The organism is Streptomyces sp. NPDC004065 (assembly GCF_044903565.1).
Classification (GTDB): Bacteria; Actinomycetota; Actinomycetes; order Streptomycetales; family Streptomycetaceae; genus Streptomyces.
Window position 1 is genome coordinate 298151 of record NZ_JBJDQT010000002.1, and the last position, 14639, is coordinate 312789.

The 14639-nt window shown below is 74.6% G+C and carries 10 protein-coding genes; 2 read left to right on the forward strand and 8 right to left on the reverse strand.

Annotation, left to right across the window (positions count from 1 at the left end; all coding sequences use genetic code 11):
- The first annotated feature begins 123 nt into the window (after nucleotides 1-123).
- A complete protein-coding gene (locus ACI2LW_RS05245; RefSeq protein ID WP_404729773.1) occupies nucleotides 124-654 on the forward strand; it encodes a GNAT family N-acetyltransferase in 531 nt (176 codons plus the stop codon).
- A gap of 258 nt (nucleotides 655-912) precedes the next feature.
- Here the strand turns inward: ACI2LW_RS05245 and ACI2LW_RS05250 are convergent, their stop codons facing one another.
- From ACI2LW_RS05250 to ACI2LW_RS05265, 4 genes are read right to left on the reverse strand one after another with little or no spacing between them, the layout of a single operon-like run.
- Complete coding sequence (locus tag ACI2LW_RS05250) at nucleotides 913-2676, reverse strand: cation:proton antiporter (RefSeq protein ID WP_404729774.1); 1764 nt, start codon at nucleotides 2674-2676, stop codon at nucleotides 913-915.
- 50 nt (nucleotides 2677-2726) lie between these two features.
- On the reverse strand, nucleotides 2727-3764 hold the full coding sequence (locus ACI2LW_RS05255) for a cytochrome d ubiquinol oxidase subunit II (RefSeq protein ID WP_404729775.1): 1038 nt from the start codon (nucleotides 3762-3764) through the stop codon (nucleotides 2727-2729).
- Nucleotides 3761-5230, reverse strand: a complete 1470-nt coding sequence (locus ACI2LW_RS05260) for a cytochrome ubiquinol oxidase subunit I (protein ID WP_404729776.1) — start codon at nucleotides 5228-5230, stop codon at nucleotides 3761-3763. The genes ACI2LW_RS05255 and ACI2LW_RS05260 overlap by 4 nt, the downstream gene beginning before the upstream one ends.
- Before the next feature lie 35 nt (nucleotides 5231-5265).
- On the reverse strand, nucleotides 5266-6060 hold the full coding sequence (locus tag ACI2LW_RS05265) for an SDR family oxidoreductase (RefSeq protein WP_404729961.1): 795 nt from the start codon (nucleotides 6058-6060) through the stop codon (nucleotides 5266-5268).
- A 313-nt stretch (nucleotides 6061-6373) separates the two neighbouring features.
- On the opposite strand from ACI2LW_RS05265, the gene ACI2LW_RS05270 reads away from it, so the two are divergent.
- On the forward strand, nucleotides 6374-8746 hold the full coding sequence (locus ACI2LW_RS05270) for a SpoIIE family protein phosphatase (protein ID WP_404729777.1): 2373 nt from the start codon (nucleotides 6374-6376) through the stop codon (nucleotides 8744-8746).
- Nucleotides 8747-8765: 19 nt separating this feature from the next.
- On the opposite strand, the gene ACI2LW_RS05275 is transcribed toward ACI2LW_RS05270, so the two are convergent.
- The 4 genes from ACI2LW_RS05275 to ACI2LW_RS05290 all read right to left on the reverse strand — a co-directional run bounded on the left by ACI2LW_RS05275 (nucleotide 8766) and on the right by ACI2LW_RS05290 (nucleotide 14390).
- The gene (locus tag ACI2LW_RS05275) at nucleotides 8766-9584 is read right to left on the reverse strand and encodes a NifU family protein (protein ID WP_404729778.1); all 819 of its coding nucleotides are present in this window, start codon (nucleotides 9582-9584) and stop codon (nucleotides 8766-8768) included.
- A 7-nt stretch (nucleotides 9585-9591) separates the two neighbouring features.
- Complete coding sequence (locus ACI2LW_RS05280) at nucleotides 9592-11550, reverse strand: ferrous iron transporter B (RefSeq protein WP_404729779.1); 1959 nt, start codon at nucleotides 11548-11550, stop codon at nucleotides 9592-9594.
- The gene (locus ACI2LW_RS05285; protein WP_404729780.1) at nucleotides 11547-11864 is read right to left on the reverse strand and encodes a ferrous iron transport protein A; all 318 of its coding nucleotides are present in this window, start codon (nucleotides 11862-11864) and stop codon (nucleotides 11547-11549) included. The genes ACI2LW_RS05280 and ACI2LW_RS05285 overlap by 4 nt, the downstream gene beginning before the upstream one ends.
- A 465-nt stretch (nucleotides 11865-12329) precedes the next feature.
- The gene (locus ACI2LW_RS05290) at nucleotides 12330-14390 is read right to left on the reverse strand and encodes an ABC transporter ATP-binding protein (RefSeq protein WP_404729781.1); all 2061 of its coding nucleotides are present in this window, start codon (nucleotides 14388-14390) and stop codon (nucleotides 12330-12332) included.
- Between the last annotated feature and the right edge of the window lie 249 nt (nucleotides 14391-14639).

Consider the following 14639-nt stretch of genomic DNA (forward strand, 5'->3'; position numbering starts at 1 on the left):
GAGTGTGGCCTCGTGGGTGCCCCGGCCGCCAGGCCCCTGCGCGAGTCGATGTCGCCGTCACGGCCGGACCGGCCGGTGAATATTCACTGTCCGCCGCTTGCCGACGGCGGTCATACTGCCGCGATGGATCCCGTGACTCTCGAGACCGGCCGTCTGGTGCTGCGGCCCTTCACGCCTGCCGACGCGGACGCGGTGTACGAGGCCTGCCAGGACGAGGACATCCAGTTCTACACCCCGGTACCGGTGCCCTACCGGCGCGCCGACGCGGAACGGCTGGTCGGCGAGAAGCTGCCCGCCCAGTGGGCCGAGGACCGGGACTACACCTTCGGCGCGTTCCGCAGGGACACCGGCGCCCTGGTCGGCTCGTACTGCCTGACCCTCGTCAGCCGCGGTGTCTGGGAGCTCGGTTACTGGGCGGTCAAGGAACAACGCGGACGCGGCTACTCGGTGGAGGCCGCCCGGGCCCTGTGCGACTGGGGCTGGGCCACCCTCGACGTCCACCGCATCGAGTGGTGGGCCATGGTCGGCAACACCGGCTCGCGTGCCGTGGCCGAGAGACTCGGCTTCACCGTCGAGGGGACCCTGAGCAGACGCGGCATCGCCAACGACGGCGAGCCGCACGACTGGTGGGTGGGCGGACTGCTCAGGCCCTGATGCCCGGGCCGGGGCCTCACCGGACGGCCTGTGCGGCTGCCGTCGGGCCGCCGGGCCGCCAACCGGGCATCCGCCCGCAGGCGTTCCCGCACCTCGCGCTGATCGACGCGGCCCTGGCTGTCGGCGACGCGCTCGGCGGGCGGAGGTCCGGAGCCGGTCGGTCGGCCGGACCGGCCGGCGGTTCAGCCGTCGTGCCGAACCGGCCGCCGTACCGTACCGGCCGCCGTGCCGCCGTGCCGTCTCAGCCGCCGTGCCGTCTCAGCCGTCCGGCGGCGCGGGGCCGAGGAGTACGAGGGTGTCGCCCGGCTCGGCGGTGACCGGCTCGGCTTCGGTGACCGGGTCCAGCCGGCCGTCGCGTCGCACGACGAACAGGGGTTCGTGACCCGGTGGGGGCGGCGCCGAGGCGGGCCGCACGTGGAAGCGGTCGCCGCGCGCGTGGCGGGCCTCGAGGGAGGGGCGGGCGAGCCGCGGGCCGAAGAGAGTGCCGCTGCCGGTGCGCGGGGCGACCACGCCCTGGCTGCCGGGGGGCGGGCCGACGCGGTGGACCGGGCCGTCGACGCTGTCCTCCATGACCACCGAGGCGAGCGCGTTGAAGTCGTCGTCGTCCGTGAGCAGGTACACCGCGGTGACGCCCTCCAGCCGGGCCTGGGGATCGGTGGCCACCGCCATGAGCTCCCCGGCGGCCGGCTCGATCCCCGCTTGCCTGATCCGCTGCCGCTCCCGGTCGTCCCTCGCCCACATGACCACGTCGACACCGGCGGCGCGCAGGGCCAGGGCGAGGTCGAGGACCCAGGGCTCGCCGCCCACCAGGAGCGGACGCGCACGCGTGGGCCGGGTGATGCCGAGGGCTCCGGCCACCGGCTTGGCGGTCAGCCCGTAGATCACGACGGTGCCCACGATCACCAGGAAGGTGACGGGGAGGATCGTGCCGGCGCCGCGCAGTCCCGCGGCGACGAGCGAGGCCGAGAAGGTCGTGGCGGTGGACGCGGCGACGATGCCGCGGGGGGCCATCCAGCCGGTGAAGGCGCGCTCGCGGGGCGTGAGATCCGTGCCGAGGCAGGACAGCGCGGCCACCAGGGGTCTGACGGCCACGACGAGCACCACGACGAGCACGAGCGTGGGCAGCAGCACCGGGGTGAGGGACTTCGGCGTGACCGTGGCCGAGATGGAGACGAACAGCAGGCCGATGATCAGCTGGACGAGCGTCTCGAAGAACGGCCGGCGTGCGGGCATGTCGAATCCGGGGAGGTTGGCGACGGTCAGTCCGGTGACGATGGCGGCGATGAGCCCGGTGTCGTCGAAGGCCGTGTCGCAGGCCGCGGCCACCGCGACGACGGTGGCCAGCTGGGCGAGCGTGCCGAGCGTCTCGCCGAGGCGGAGCAGCCGCAGCGTGAGCCACAGCAGGGCGACGCCGACCGCGCCCCCGGCGAGTCCGACGGCGAGTCCGGCGAAGAAGTCGCCGAAGCGGAAGTGCCCGCTGTGCAGACCGCCGGAGATGATCGAGTGGGCGACGACCGCGCCGAGGATGCCGCCGACGGGATCGATCAGGGAGCCCTCCCACAGCAGGACCCGCCGCACCTTGTCGGAGGGCCGGACGTGCTCCAGCACGGGCCCGACGACGGTCGGTCCGGACACCACGACGATCACACCGATCATGCTCGCCACGGCCGTCGGCACACCGAGCAGCGCGGGCGCCAGGATCGCGACGGTGCCCCAGGTGAGCAGCACGCCGAGCACCATGAGGCGGAGGACGACGGTGCGTGTCGCGCCCTTGAGGCGGCGCAGGTCCAGTCCCAGCCCGGCGTCGTAGAGGATGAGCGCCACCGCCACCGACACCAGCGGGGAGAAGGCCGGCCCCAGGAGTGCGTCCGGGTCGACGACGTCGGTCAGGGCGCCGGCGGCGAACCCGGCCGGCAGCAGCAGGAGCAGCGCCGGGACGCGCAGCCGGCTCGCCAGGATCTGGCAGCCGACGGCCAGGGCCACGGTCAGGCCGGTGCCCAGGAGGATGTCGTCCTCGCTCACCGGATCCCCACCGTGCGGGATACGCGCGCGGGACGCCGGCCCCCCATGGGTCAGCCCTCGTCACCGGCGCCGCGGCGCAGGTCGGCGTCGGTGAGGCCCTGGAGCTCGCCGTGGGTGTCCAGCCAGTACAGCAGGGCGACCGCGGGCACGACGAGCACGAGGGCGACCAGTGTGACCAGGGCCAGCCAGCGCAGTGTGGTGTGCGCGCCCGCGCCCTCGGCGACGGTCAGCGAGGTCGGGATCAGGTAGGGGCGCTGCGCCATGCCCCAGGCGAGGACGGAGGACGCGACCACGGCGACCGCCGTGACCCGGGACCAGGCACCGGAGGGACGCCGGAGCAGCCACGCGGTGGTGAGCGTGGCCAGCACCGCCACGACGACGAAGGCGAGTCCCACGCCATGGGTGAGCCCGTGCCACACGTGCGGCGCGTCCCCGTGGGTGACGAACAGGGTGACGACGGCGAGCACGGCGACGGCGGCAAGGGCGCCCAGGGCCCGGCGGCGGAAGTACCGGTCCAGGTCCGGCGCGCCGAACCGCCGGGCGTCCGCGGCGAGGAAGACGGCGCCGAGCAGCGCCGCGGCCGCCACGGCGAGCAGGCCGAACAGCAGCGAGGTGGGGTTGGCCCAGGCGTCCGCCGACGCCGTCGTCGTGGCGCTGACCCGGCCGGAGGCCACTCCCCCGGCCGCGGCGCCGAGGAAGAACGGCGTGAGCAGTGAGGAGACGGCGAAGACCGCGCCGTACAGACGGCGGCCGGCCGGCCGCCGGACGGGCTTGCGCAGGGCGAAGCCGGCGCCGCGCAGCACGATGCCCACGGCGGCCAGCGCCAGCGGCAGCCACATGGTGGTGAACACCTGCTGGAACAGGACGGGGAACCCGGTCCACATGATGACCAGCACGAAGATCAGCCAGACGTTGTTGACCTCCCAGACGGGCTCCATCGCGTGGTCGATCAGCCGTCGCGGGCGCCTGCCGCGCTCGGCTCCGCCCGCGGTCAGGTCCCAGAAGCCGGCTCCGTAGTCGGTGCCGCCGCCGCAGGCGTAGGCGGCGACCGCGAGCAGCAGGACGACGGCGACGACCCCGGCGATCACGGCCGGCTCCCGGTGGAGCGCGGCCCGTACGGCATGTCGGTCTCCGGCATGCCGGTATCCGGCGTGTCGGTCTCCGGCGCGTGCTCCGGTGTCTCCTCCGGCCGCCGCGGACCGCCCTCCTCGTCGGCCCGGCGCCAGCGGGTGCGCATCTTCAGCAGCACGGCGAGGAAGGACCCGAACACGAAGACGTACACCACGACGACCAGGCCGAAGGTGACCCACAGGCCGGTGGACCGCGTGGCTGTCACGGCCTCGGCGACCCGCATGTTCTGGTACACGATCCACGGCTGGCGGCCCACCTCGGTGGCGACCCAGCCGCACTCGACGGCGACGACGGAGGCGACGCCCGCGACGGCCGCGCACCGCAGGAACCAGGGCGAGGCGGGCATCCGGCGGCGCGGCAGCCAGGTCGCCGCGTACCAGAGGGCGAGCAGCACCAGCAGGGAGCCGATCCCGACCATGGTGTCGAAGGCCCAGTGGGCGATGGTGGCCTGGGTGGCCGTGGGCCGGTCGCTCGCGGGCACGGAGGTCAGCCCGGTGACCCGGGTGTCCGCGTGGAACCCGGCGAGGACGGAGTCGAGCTGCGGGATCCGGATGCCGCCGGAGACGGTCCCGTCCTCACGCAGCCGGCCGTAGAGGTACTCCGGCTGGTGCGTGTCGGTCCTCCAGACGATCTCCATGGCGGCGAACTTCACCGGCTGCTTGTGGAAGACCTGCCGGGCGATGGAGTCGCCGAGCACGAACTGGACGGGGCTGAGCACCGCGGACAGGGTGAACGGGACGGTGAAGCCGAGCCGGTGGTAGCGGTCCCGGCGGCCGCGCAGCAGGCCCACGGCGTAGACGCCGGCCACGACATAGCCCGCGGTCAGGAACATCGCCACGACGAAGTGCCAGTACTGCGGGCCGAACATGGGCGTGAAGAGCGCCTTCCAGATCTTCACGTCGACGGGGTCGCCCAAGGAGTCGAGGGTGAAGCCCCGGGGGGTGTTCATCCAGGCGTTGGCGGCTAGGATGCCGAAGGCGCCCAGCAGGGCCACGAACGGCAGGGGCAGCCCGAGCAGGAAGTGGGTCCGGGCGGGCAGCCTGCGCCAGCCGTAGAGGTAGACGGCGATGAGGACGGCCTCCAGGAAGAAGGCCCACGCCTCGACCCCGAACCCGATGCCGAAGACGTCCCCCCACCGGCCCATCATGCCCGGCCACAGCAGCCCGAACTCGAAGGACAGCACGGTGCCGGTGACGACCCCGATGGCGAACTGGACCGCCATCACCGCCGACCACCGCCGGGCCAGGAGCAGGGCCGTAGGGTCGTCACGGCGCAGGCCGTGGCCGTGCATGACGAGGGTGATCAGCGGCAGGGCGACGCCCAGGGGCACCAGGATGATGTGGGAGGCCAGGGTGAAGGCCATCATCGACCTGGCCGGCAGCGTCTGCGGCGGCACGTCCGTCAGCAGCTGGACGGTGTGCATGGAGGTCCCTCCCGGGGCCGGACGGGCGGGCCGGGTCAGCCGCCGGTGGCGAAGCCGGGGAAGAGGGTCATCCCGCCGTCGACGTACAGGGTGGTTCCGACCACGTAGTCCATGAGGTCCGAGGCAAGCGCGACGACCGCGTTCGCGATGTCCTCGGGCTCGCCCACCCGGTCGTACGGGATCAGCCGCAGCAGGTCCCGCTCGGCCTGCGGGGTGTCCCAGGCGCTGCGGTTGATGGGCGTCCTGATGGCTCCGGGGGCCACCGCGTTCACCCGGATCCGCTTCGGCGCGAGTTCCTGGGCGAGGGTCTGCATCATCATCAGCACGCCGCCCTTGGAGGCGGCGTAGTTGACGTGCCCGCTCCACGGGATGACCTGGTGCACCGAGCTCATGCAGATGATCTTCCCGGCGGCGCGCGACACCTCCGGTACCACTCCGCGCCGCAGGAACTCCTTGGCCGCCTCGCGCGCGCACAGGAACTGCCCGGTGAGGTTGACGTCGAGGACCTTCTGCCACTGGGCGAGGCTCATCCCGGTGAGCGGGGCGTCGCGCTGCAGGCCGGCGTTGGCGACGAGGACGTCGATCGTCCCGAACTCCTCGACCATCCTGCCCGTCATGGCGACGACCTGGTCCTCCTGGGACACGTCCGCCTCGTACGCCGCCGCGCGCACCCCGAAGGATGTGATCTCCTCGACCACCTGCTCGGCCTCCTCGCGGCCGGCCACGTAGTTCACGACCACGTCGGCGCCGGCCCGGCCCAGGCCGATGGCGGTAGCCCTGCCGATGCCCGAGTTGGCCCCCGTGACCAGCGCCTTCTGGCCCTTGAGCAGGTGGGCGGGGATCACGTTCCGGGATGCGTCTGCGGTCGGACTCACGATGTCCTGCTCCTCCACTGCCTGCCCGTCTCCGGCCGGGTCCGCCGCCCGGAGGTCCGGACCTCAGACAAGCACCGGGCGGGGGCGGCGGCACGCCGGAGCGGGCCCCGTTGCGCTGCGCGGCTGACGGCCTTCGCCCGGCCGGGCAGGCGGGCACCGGCGCGGGTCGGGCCGGCGCACCTGGTCGGTGATCCGCGCGGGCGCGTGTGCGGTTGTCCTCCGTCGTGGGGCACGGGATGCTGAAGGGGGCACGAAGGGGCCAGGTGTCATGGATCGTTTCCCGAATGCGGCGAACGTCGATTTCCACAGTCCTCTGGACCTCTCCAAGGCCGGCGTCGCCGTACTGGACGCCGAAGGCCGCGTGTGCGGCTGGGGCCCCTCCGCCCAGCGCCTTCTCGGACACGCGCCCGAGGACGTGCTCGGCCGCTCGGCCGCCGGACTGCTGGCGGTGGCGCCCGGGCAGCGCCTGTCCGCCCTCTGCCGGGCGCGCAAGCCCCGCAGCACGGTCCTGGACCTGTGCTGCCGCGACGGACGTTCCCTGCGCGCGGCGGTGACGTTCAGCCCGCTGGCGCAGCAGGGCGGCGCCCGGACCGTCGTGGTCGCCGCCGAACTGGAGTCGCTGCGGCTGTGGGAGGCGCAGCTGGCGATCCTGCAGGGGCTGGCCACCGAGTCCTCCGTGGGCCTGACCATGTTCGACACCGACATGCGGGTCGTGTGGGGCAACGCCTCCACCGACGCGGAGCTCGCCGGGATCGCCCAGTACGTCGGCCGGCCCGCCGCCGCGCTGTTCCCCGAGGGCGAGTTCATCTCCCGCCACCATCCCCCGGACGAGGACCAGGTGATGGAGCACGTGCTGGCGACGGGAGAACCCATCACGGGCATGCACTACCGCGGGCGCGCCCCCGCCGACCCGGTCCGCGAGCACGTCTGGTCGTGCTCGTACCACCGGCTGGTGGACGCCCGGGGCGACCCGCTCGGACTGTTCGAGGAGTCCCTGGACATCACCGACCGCTACCGCGCCCAGGAACGGCTCTCGCTGCTGGTGCGCGCGGGCAAGCGGCTCGGCGCCTCGCTGGACGTGCGCCGTACGGCCGCCGAGCTCGCCGACGTCGCGGTGCCGCAGCTCGCCGACGAGGTACTGGTGGACCTGCCGCCGGCGGTCATCGAGGGACGGCAGCCGCCGACGGGATCGGCGCCGGGGCACAACCTGCTGCGGATGCACGGCAGGACGAAGGAGGAGTTCCGGACGACACCCGTCTCCTACCCGCCGTCCTCACCGCAGGCCCTGTGCCTGGCCACCAGCCGCCCCGTGCTCGACACCGTCCCGCCCGGGGCGCGCGGCGGGGCGCGGCGCACCTCCCCGCACTCCTGCCTCTTCGTCCCGCTGCTCACCCGGGACGGGGTCCTGGGCCTGGCGACCTTCCGGCGCATCGGCAACCCGGACCCCTTCGGCTCCGAGGAGCAGACGCTGGCCGTGGAACTGGCCGAGCGGGCCGCCGTCGGCATCGACAACGCCCGCCGTTACACCAGCCAGCATGCGGCGGCCCTGGTGCTGCAGCGGAGCCTGCTGCCGCAGCACCTGCCCGAGCAGAGCGCGGTCGACGTGGCGTACCGCTATCTGCCCGCGGACAGCCGGGTGGGGGTGGGCGGCGACTGGTTCGACCTGATCCCGCTGTCCGGTGCCCGGGTGGGCCTGACCGTCGGCGACGTGGTGGGCCACGGGGTCCACGCGGCCGCCACCATGGGCCGGCTGCGGGCCACCGTACGGACCCTGGCCCTGCTGGACCTCGACCCGGCGGAGCTGCTCACCCGGCTGGACGGCCTGGTCGCGCAGGACTCGGAGCCGCACCCGGACGACGGGCTGAGCGACGACGCGCTCGGGGTGACCTGCCTGTACGCGATCTACGACCCCATCGGCGGCCGGTGCGTCTGGGCGAGCGCGGGCCACCCTCCGCCCATCGTGGCCGACGCCAACGGAGCGGTGGCGCTGTCCGCGCTGACCCCGGGGCCGCCCCTGGGCCTGGGCGGCCTGCCCTACGAGAACGTCGAGCTGAACCTGTCCAGCGGCAGCATCGTTGCGTTCTTCACCGACGGCGTCGTGGAGCACCGGCACACCGACATAGACAGCGGGATCGACCGCCTCGCCCATGTGCTCACCTGGCAGCGGTGCCCCTTGGAGGAACTGTGCGACCGGGCGCTGTCGACCCTGCCGCCCGGACCGCAGGCGGACGACGCCACGCTGCTGCTCGTCCGCGCCAGACGGCTGGACGCCGGCGACGTGACGGACCTGGAGCTGCCGCCGGACCCGTCCGTGGTGGCCCACGCCCGTACGGTCACCGAGCGCCAGCTGGAGACCTGGGGCCTGTCCGATCTGTCGTTCACCGCCGAGCTGGTGGTGAGCGAGCTGGTCACCAACGGCATGCGGTACGCCACTGGCCCGGTGCTGCTGCGACTGATCAGGGACCGCTGCCTGCTGTGCGAGGTCTCCGACAACGCGCACACCGCGCCCCATCTGCGGCGGGCGCGCCGGGACGAGGAGGGGGGCCGCGGACTGTTCCTCGTGGCGCAGATGGCGCAGCGCTGGGGCACGCGGTACACCGCGTCGGGCAAGACCATCTGGGCCGAACTGGCCGTCCCCTAGAAGGTCCACGGGCCGTCCCCTAGAAGGTCCACGGGCTCCGCCCGGCCCGGGAGTTCCCCGCGCCCGGCGCCGGGGCCGGGGCCGGCGCGGCACGGCCGGAGCGCGCCGGCCCGCCCGTGGCGCGGACCTCCCGGAGTCCGGGGTGCAGCCGGCGCAGCCGGCGCTCCAGGCGCTGGTGCAGGGTGAACCAGGAGGCGGGGCAGCCGTGGCACGCCCCGCCGAGCCGTACCGTCACCACCCCGTCGCGGACGCCGACCAGTTCGATGCTGCCGCCGTGGGAGCGGGCGAAGTCGCCGGCCGGCCCGGCGAGGACCTCCTGCGCGGCCGCGTGGAGCAGCGCGTCGTCGGTGTCACGGTCGTCGACGCCGCGGTCGTCGGTGCAGCGGTCGTCGGTGCAGCGGTCGTCGGAGCAACCGCCGTTGGAGCAACGGCCTTCGGAGCAACGGCCTTCGGGCCAACGGCCTTCGAGGGCTGGGGTGTTCGCGGCGCGGGTGCCGACTGGGCGGTCGTCGAGGGTGCGGACCTGCGCGCGGCGGCCGTCCGCGCCGGGGGCGCCCGGGCCGGTGGCGGCGGTCCAGCCGGCGGGGTTGTCGAGGGCGGCGTGCAGCGCGGTGCGGACCCGGGCGCCCTCGCGGCTCCACTCCCGGTCCGCGCCGAGCACGGTCACGACCGCGGCCGGCTCGGCGGTGACGCGGGCCAGGGTGCCGTCAGCGAGCAGCGCGGCCAGCGGGGCGGGGACGTCCGCCAGCGGGCCGGTGACGGTGAGGGTGCCGGCCGGGACGATCCAGCGCAGCCGGTCGGGCCGGCCGGGGACCCGCTGGGGGTGCAGGGGAACCATCGCCCGGTCACCCGCCCAGCGCGGCGGTGACCGTGCGGGCGAGGTACGCCATCAGCCAGGCCAGCACGGTCAGATAGGCCAGGGCGGTGGCGGGCCATCTCCAGGTGCCGGTCTCCCGGCGCAGGACCGCGACGGTGGCCGTGCACTGGAGCGCGTAGACGAACCAGACCAGCAGCGCGGCGACGGTGGGCGCGGTGAAGACCCGCTCCCCCGCGTGCGGCCCGTCGGCGTGGGTCATGGCGCGCAGGGCCCGGGCCGGCTGCTCGGGGTCCTCGGCGGCGGCGACCTGGCCGAGGGTGGCGACGAACGTCTCGCGGGCCGACTGCGCCGACAGCACGCCCACGTTCACCCGCCAGTCGAAGCCCAGCGGGGCGAACACGGGCTCGACCGCGCGGCCGAGGTCCGCGGCGTAACTGTGGTCGACCGTGTAGGCGGACACGGACCGGGAGGCGGCCGGATCGACGCCGGCCGCGCGCAGTTCGGCCGCCGGGTGCAGCGGCAGGTTCAGCAGCAGCCACAGCAGGACGCTGGTGCCGACGATGACGGTCGAGCACTTGCGCAGGAACGAGCGCGCCGAGGTCCACATGGCCGGCAGCACCGCGCGCGGGGCGGGCAGCCGGTAGGGGGGCATCTCCATGAAGAACGGCACCGGCTCGCCGCCGCGGTCGCCGAGCTTCTTGAACACCCAGGCGGCCGCCAGCGCCGACACCGCGCCGAGCAGGTACAGCCCGAACATGACCAGACCCTGGGCGCCGAACGGGCCGACGCCGGCGGACGGGTCCACCAGCAGCCCGATCAGCAGTACGTACACCGGCAGCCGGGCCGAGCAGGTCATCAGCGGGGCGGCCATCATGGTGGCCAGGCGGTCCCTGGCCGAGGGCAGGGTGCGGGTGGCCATGATGCCGGGGATCGCGCACGCGAACGAGGACAGCAGCGCCACGAAGGCGCGGCCCTCCAGCCCGGCCCGGGCCATCACCCGGTCCATCAGGAAGGCCGCGCGGGACATGTAGCCCACGCCCTCGAGCAGCGCGAGGAGCAGGAACAGCAGCACGATCTGCGGCACGAAGACCAGGACGCCGCCGACGCCGCCGATGAGGGCGTCGCCCAGCAGCCCGGCGAGCCAGGGGTTGTCCACGTGCGCGGCGACCAGGCCGGACAGTTGGGAGAAGAGGGCCTCGACGCCGTTCTGCAGCGGGGCGGCCAGGGTGAAGACGGTCTGGAAGAACAGAGCCATCACCGCGAGGAAGACCACCGTCCCCCACACCGGGTGCAGCAGTACGGCGTCCACGCGCCGGGTGACCCGGTGGCGTTCGGGCGGCCGGTAGCCGGCGAAGGCCAGCACGGACTCCACCCAGGCGTCCCGCTCGCCCGGCTCGGCCGGCGGCGCGAGGGCGGGCACCGGCCAGGAGCCGTACCCGGCGAGCCGTTCGCGGACCTGCGCGACGCCCTGGCCGCGGTGGCCGATCACCGGCAGCACCGGCACGCCGAGCGCCTGGGCGAGCGCGTCGGCGTCCAGGCTGCCCTGACGGCGCGCCAGTTCGTCGGTGAACGTCACCACCACGCAGACCGGCAGCCCGCGCGCCAGCACCTGGGCGACGAACCCCAGCGAGCGGCGCAGCGTGGTCGCGTCGGCTACGACGAGCAGCGCGTCGGGGCGGCCCGCGCCCTCGACGCGGCCGTCCAGGACGTCGACGGCGACCTGCTCGTCGGGGCTGACCGGTTCCAGGCCGTAGGTGCCGGGCAGATCCTCCACCAGGCACCGGCGCCCGGCGCTGTGGCAGGTGCCGACGAAGCGGGAGACGGTCACCCCGGGGTAGTTGCCCGTCTTGGCGCGCAGCCCGGTGAGGCCGTTGAAGAGGCTGGTCTTGCCCGAGTTGGGGGCGCCGACCAGGGCGATCCGCGGTGTCCCGTCCCGGGGCGCGCGCGGGGCGCCGGCGCCGGCGGTGTCGTGGCAGCCGGGGCTCACCGCCGCACTCCGACGACGCGCACCCGGGCGGCCTCGGCCCGGCGCAGGCACACCTCGTAGTCCTTGACCCGGTAGACGACGGGGTCGCGCAGCGGCGCCCTGCGGACGACCTCCACCTCCGCGCCGGGTGTGAAGCCCAGGTCGCCCAGCCGGCGGGCGACGGAGGGCGTCCCGTCGGCGGCGACGGCCGCGACCACCGCTCGTGCCCCGGGAGCCAGGTCCGCCAGGGCGACCGCGCCGGGGGGTGCGGCGGCCAGGACGCCGGTGGCCACCGCGCCGCTCTCTCTGCCGCCGTGCGCGTCAACGCCGTTCATTCGTCTCTCCGTACAGGTCTCCGCGCGTCCCGCGCGCAGAGCCGCGCGGTCCGCGCGGCTTCGCGCGTGTCCGCGCGTGTCCGCGCGCACGCGAGGTCCTCGCCGTGCCCGGTGCCACTTCGCGGGCCGTGCACCGCGAGGGTCCAGTGAGGTGAGGCTAGCCTGAGTGCGGCTACGGCGGCCTGGGCGTTCCGGGCCACGGCGAAGGGCCGGTCGGCCCTGGCGCGGGAGCGCCGGGCCGTTCGCGGCGGGGGCTGTTCGCGGAGGGAGCCGGGGCTGTCCGGCGGGGTTCGTTCGCGGCACAAGCCGGGGACGTTCGCGGCACGAGCCCGGGCCGTTCGCAGCACAAGCCGAAACCGTTCGCGGCACAAGCCGGGGACGTTCGCGGCACAAGCCCGGGACGTTCGCGGCGGGCCACCCCGGCCACTCACGGCGGGCGGCCCCGGTGCGGGCCGCCCCGGCGCGCTACACCACCGCCTCGCCGGCCGCGGCCTCACGCGCGTCCGGTGCACCGCCGGCCGCGTCGCCGGCGCCCACGGCGCCCGTGCTCCCGGGGCCCGTGCCCCCGGGGCCCGTGCCCCCGGCGGGCGTGTCTTCGGCCGCCGCCCCGGCACCGGCCGTGGCCCCCGCGATCACGTCAACGGCGCCGTCCGCCGGCCCGTCCGGCTGCTGCTCGAACTGGGTGCGGTACAGCTCGGCGTACCGGCCGCCCGCCGCGAGGAGTTCGTCGTGGGTGCCGCGTTCGACGATCCGGCCGGCCTCCACGACCAGGATGAGGTCGGCGGCGCGGACCGTGGACAGCCGGTGGGCGATCACCACCGCGGTGCGGCCCGCCAGCGCCTCGGTGAGGGCCTCCTGGACGGCGGCCTCCGAGGTGTTGTCGAGGTGGGCCGTGGCCTCGTCGAGGATGACGACCCGCTGACGGGCCAGCAGCAGCCGGGCGATGGTCATCCGCTGGCGCTCGCCGCCGGACAGCCGGTAGCCGCGCTCGCCGACGACGGTGTCCAGACCGTCGGGCAGCGAGCGCACGAGGTCGTCGAGGCGGGCCCGGCGCAGCGCGTCCCACAGCTCCCCGTCGGCCGCCGTGGGCCGGGCCAGCAGCAGGTTGGCGCGGACCGTGTCGTGGAAGAGGTGGCCGTCCTGGGTGACCATGCCCAGGGTGGCCCGCAGCGAGGCCGCGCTCAGGTCGCGTACGTCGACGCCGCCCACCCGCACCGCGCCCTCGTCGACGTCGTACAGCCGGGGCAGCAGCTGCGCGATGGTCGACTTGCCGGCGCCGGAGGAGCCGACCAGGGCCACGGTCTGCCCGGGTTCGGCACGGAAGGAGACGCCGCGCAGGACCTCGGTGCCGCCGCGGGTGTCGAGCGCGGCGACCTCCTCCAGGGAGGCGAGGGAGACCTTGTCGGCGGCCGGGTAGGAGAAGCGGACGTCGTCGAACTCCACCGCGACCGGCCCGTCCGGCACCTCGCGGGCGTCCGGCTTGTCCTCGATGAGCGGCTTCAGGTCGAGCACCTCGAAGACCCGCTCGAAGCTGACGAGCGCGCTCATCACCTCCACCCGGGCCCCGGCGAGCGCGGTGAGCGGCGCGTAGAGGCGGGTGAGCAGCAGCGCGAGCGAGACGACGGCGCCGGGCTCCAGGCTGCCGCGCAGGGCGAACCAGCCGCCCAGGCCGTAGACCAGGGCCAGGGCCAGTGAGGAGACCAGGGTGAGGGCGGTGATGAAGGCGGACTGCGCGGTGGCCGTACGGACGCCGATGTCGCGCACCCGGCGGGCACGGGCGGCGAACTCCTCCGACTCCTCCTCCGGCCGGCCGAAGAGCTTGACCAGGGTGGCGCCGGGGGCGGAGAAACGCTCCGTCATCCGGGTGCCCATCGCCGCGTTGAGCGCGGCGGCCTCCCGCTGCATGCGCGCCATCCGGCTGCCCATGCGCCGGGCGGGGATCACGAACACCGGCAGCAGCACCAGCGCCAGCAGGGTGATCTGCCAGGACAGGGTGAGCATGACGGCGAGCGTGAGCAGCAGCGTGACCACGTTGCTGACGACGCCGGACAGGGTGTTGCTGAAGGCGCGCTGGGCGCCGATGACGTCGTTGTTGAGACGGGAGACGAGCGCTCCCGTACGAGTGCGTGTGAAGAACGCGACCGGCATGCGCTGCACATGATCGAACACAGCTGTCCGCAGATCCAGGATGAGGCCCTCGCCGAGCGTCGCCGACAGGCGTCTGCCGAGGATGCCGAGCGCCGCCTCGGCCACCGCGATCAGCGCGATGAGCAGGGCCAGGCGTACGACCGTGCCCTGGTCGCCCCGCGACACGATCGCGTCCACGACGCGGCCGGCCAGCACGGGGGTCGCCACGGCGAGCAGTGCGGTCACCACCCCGAGGCCGACGAACCGCGCGATCCGGCGCCGGTGGGGGCGGGCGAACGCGGCGATGCGGCGCAGCGTCGCCCGCGCGAGGGGGCGGCGCTCCTGCTGGGCGGTCATGACGCTGTGCAGCTGCGTCCAGGCCGTGGTCTCCATGCTCATGGAGTAGAACCTAGGACCTCAGCCCTCCTCGAGGTCAATGCGCGAGGGGTGCCGGTGCCGGCGCTGGCGCCAGTACCAGTGCCGGTGTCGCTGCCGGTGCCGGTGCCGGTTCCGGGTCCGCGCACCGCGCTTCGGCCGCCGTCCCCGTGTCGGCAACCCGGTATTGGCCCGGAACGGGGAACATTCAGGGACGTGACCCCCGAAACGGCAGTCCTCCGCCGCCCCGGTCCCCCGCTCACGCGGGCGGCC